Raw genomic sequence first — 2,603 nt, 5'->3', positions numbered from 1 at the left:
GCAAAAGAGAGTAATAGATCAGAACGGCCGATCGCCGTCAAGCACTGAAAATAGCAAAATTAGGTGCGGAATGACGGTTCTATCTCTCTTTGCCGGATGTGCGGAGAAGCCGGACATCATGGCGCCAGGGTTAACTTGGTCGCATTTGTAGGTCTGCACTCTTGAGCTTGAAGGTACAGCCTTGCTGGATGAGCTCCTCCCGGTTGGCCAGCACCAGCGGGTAGAGCAGGGGATGTTGTTGGTGTTCGCCGTTATAGCTCACTTGCATCCGTTCCAGTGCATAGTGCATCAAAGGCATGCGCTGGCTGATCAATAGCTGGTTCCCCGTCATGGCATAGTCTCTGGCAATGATGGCCTGTTGTCCTTCACTGAGCCCGGGATTGGGAACGACTACCGCAGTCACCTGGGTATTCCACTCCAGATCCTGCTCCCGGCCGTGAGGAGAGGCATCCAGCAGATCCGGTTCGCCCCTAAATCGACTCATCACAAAGTCCAGATATTCCCCCTTCTTCTCGCAGTAGGCGCGTACGTGCCAGCGGATCCCGTCATAGACCAGAGTGTGGGGCACGATATTGCGGCCACTCTGCTCCTCTGAACTGAGGGATACGTAATCGACATCGACCCGCAGCTGGCCACGGGCCGCCTGCACCAAACCGCGCACAATCCTAGGGTCGATATGGCGGTTTGGCACATCCAGGATCTCGATATGGCCGTAGCGTAGATCCATCAGTGGCAGTGTCAACAGGTCCGCTTCATGTTGTCGCTGGTGCTGCTTTTCACGATGTAGCAGCATCAGATACTCATCCACTTTTCCCTCACTAAAGCGCGGGACAAAGTGCTCTGTGGGTTTGTATCCCTTCAGGCTTCTGTCATAGACCAACCCTTCCGGTGAGTAGTGGGTCAGGTAGTGGTTGATATCCCGTGACGCCTGTTGGCGACCGATATTGAAGGCTGTCATCAAATGATTGGTGGTCAGCCGTCCTTCCCACTGCAAGACGATCTCCAGCAGACGAAAACGCAGGGTTTGATCCCAGGTGAGTTCTTTGGGTGCCATACGTGCTCCAAAATGCGACATGTTTATGTAACCAGTATCGGCATGAGTATAAAGGCTACATATAATGAGTCCATCTAAATGAGCGCCAAAGGAGCATGTCATGAACGGGAAGCTGGATAGTGCGTACAGCCATCACGCCGCGTGCCGGATGCAGCAGCACGGTATTGCTTGCATATTCCGGTCGAAAATGAACACCTATTCCGGTTTAAAATGAACGCTGATTCCGGCTTGCGTGTACACCGTTTCCGGACACCTCAGAGCGCGAACTCTGATGTCAGATGAACCGTCATGCTCCAATGACCTGGACCCACAACTGCCGCGCTGCGCTTGGCTGCTGGCTTGTTCGGTGAGTCGAAAAGATGCCTCCCCTCAAAGCTCAGCTTCTGCTCGCAGAATACCTGGCCGCATACTTTCCGGAAATGGTGTTCACAGATTCCGGAATCACTGTTCAACTTCACCGGAATACGCATTGCTCCCGAGCTGGTAGAGCTGCTGCTGAGCATTGGGCGTTCTTCTTATCACCAGGGGCGCGAACTGGTTTATCTCGATCGCAAAGGCGTGACGATGCTGCAAGCCGAGTACGGAGTGCCTGCGGAATGCTGCCAGCGGCTGCGCGGTCACTATCTGGTACTGCAAGACGGTGAGATTGTCACCGTTGGTCATAAAACCACCCACTTCAAACGCGATCGTCACTGAGGCGCTATGAACTCAAGACTGTTATCGGATCAGGCGGCAATGCCCCTGATCAGGGGGATATATTGCCTACTGCCAGCCGAGCGAGCTAGGGAGCTGACCGTTCTGCTTGCCAAAGGCACGTGTCACCAAGAGGGTGAGACTTCACCACTGGCGGTGGTGACGGCATTGGCTATCCATGTCGAACAACATCGGCTGGATTACACGTCACAGCCGATCTATCTGGGGCGTGAACAACTGATGACCGGTGCTGCCGATTTGCTGGGGGAGGATGCCAGCTTTGAAGATCAGGACGCGTTTCGTCTGTTGGCGCTGCTACTCGACAAATTGCTGCGAGGAGGGCGTGGCAGCCGTCAGGCCAAGCTGGATGGACTCACGCCAAGCGTGATGGAGCAGCGGGCGCTGGCGACTATTTCCCCGAATAGCGTGGCTGTGGTGCGTGGCAGCTGGCGGCGCAAATCACGCAATCAGCTGGGCCATGCCAGCTGGCTGGATGTAGTGGAGGCAGCCCTCTGGTGCTTCTGGCATGGTGACGATTTAGCAAGCGGCGAAGTGCTACTCGGTGTGCTGCTAGGCAGGGATGAGCGAGTGCGGCTTGTTTATGGTCTGCTGGTTGGTGCTTTCTACATAGGGAGCATTTCAGGCTCGAGTGAGGTTGTTTGAATTATTCAGTAAGTGATTTAAATATAACAATAAAATGAACTTCTGCAGTTTATGTATACGAACTTCTGCATGTGGTGTTTCAAATATGAAACAGCTGGACAGGTCTGGCTTGGCGCTATTCATGTACAGGATCTTTAGCGCCAACCAATTGAAATAGATATAAAAAAGGCTTCGTTTGTGATCTAATTTTATC

General features: G+C 53.5%; 3 protein-coding genes. 1 reads left to right on the top strand and 2 read right to left on the bottom strand.

What is annotated here, in order from left to right; all coding sequences use genetic code 11:
• Positions 1-130: 130 nt before the first annotated feature.
• Positions 131-1,054 carry a WYL domain-containing protein gene (locus PG896_RS20725; protein WP_109113246.1) on the bottom strand — a complete coding sequence of 308 codons (924 nt, stop codon included), beginning with the start codon at positions 1,052-1,054 and terminating at the stop codon, positions 131-133.
• A gap of 441 nt (positions 1,055-1,495) precedes the next feature.
• Positions 1,496-1,717: a hypothetical protein gene (locus PG896_RS20720; protein WP_270836170.1), complete on the bottom strand. Its 222-nt coding sequence runs from the start codon at positions 1,715-1,717 to the stop codon at positions 1,496-1,498.
• A gap of 39 nt (positions 1,718-1,756) precedes the next feature.
• On the opposite strand from PG896_RS20720, the gene PG896_RS20715 reads away from it, so the two are divergent.
• Positions 1,757-2,410 carry an ADP-ribosylglycohydrolase gene (locus tag PG896_RS20715; RefSeq protein ID WP_254052458.1) on the top strand — a complete coding sequence of 218 codons (654 nt, stop codon included), beginning with the start codon at positions 1,757-1,759 and terminating at the stop codon, positions 2,408-2,410.
• Positions 2,411-2,603 lie beyond the last annotated feature (193 nt).

This window comes from Aeromonas sp. QDB30 (assembly GCF_027707645.1).
GTDB lineage: Bacteria > Pseudomonadota > Gammaproteobacteria > Enterobacterales > Aeromonadaceae > Aeromonas > Aeromonas caviae.
This window is presented reverse-complemented; position numbering and strand designations above follow the sequence as displayed.

What these genes read in the sequence shown, in the direction of transcription:
- PG896_RS20725 (WP_109113246.1), bottom strand. Translation starts at nt 1,054, where the DNA reads ATGGCACCCAAAGAACTCACCTGGGATCAAACCCTGCGTTTTCGTCTG.
- PG896_RS20720 (WP_270836170.1), bottom strand. Translation starts at nt 1,717, where the DNA reads ATGACCAACGGTGACAATCTCACCGTCTTGCAGTACCAGATAGTGACC.
- PG896_RS20715 (WP_254052458.1), top strand. Translation starts at nt 1,757, where the DNA reads ATGAACTCAAGACTGTTATCGGATCAGGCGGCAATGCCCCTGATCAGG.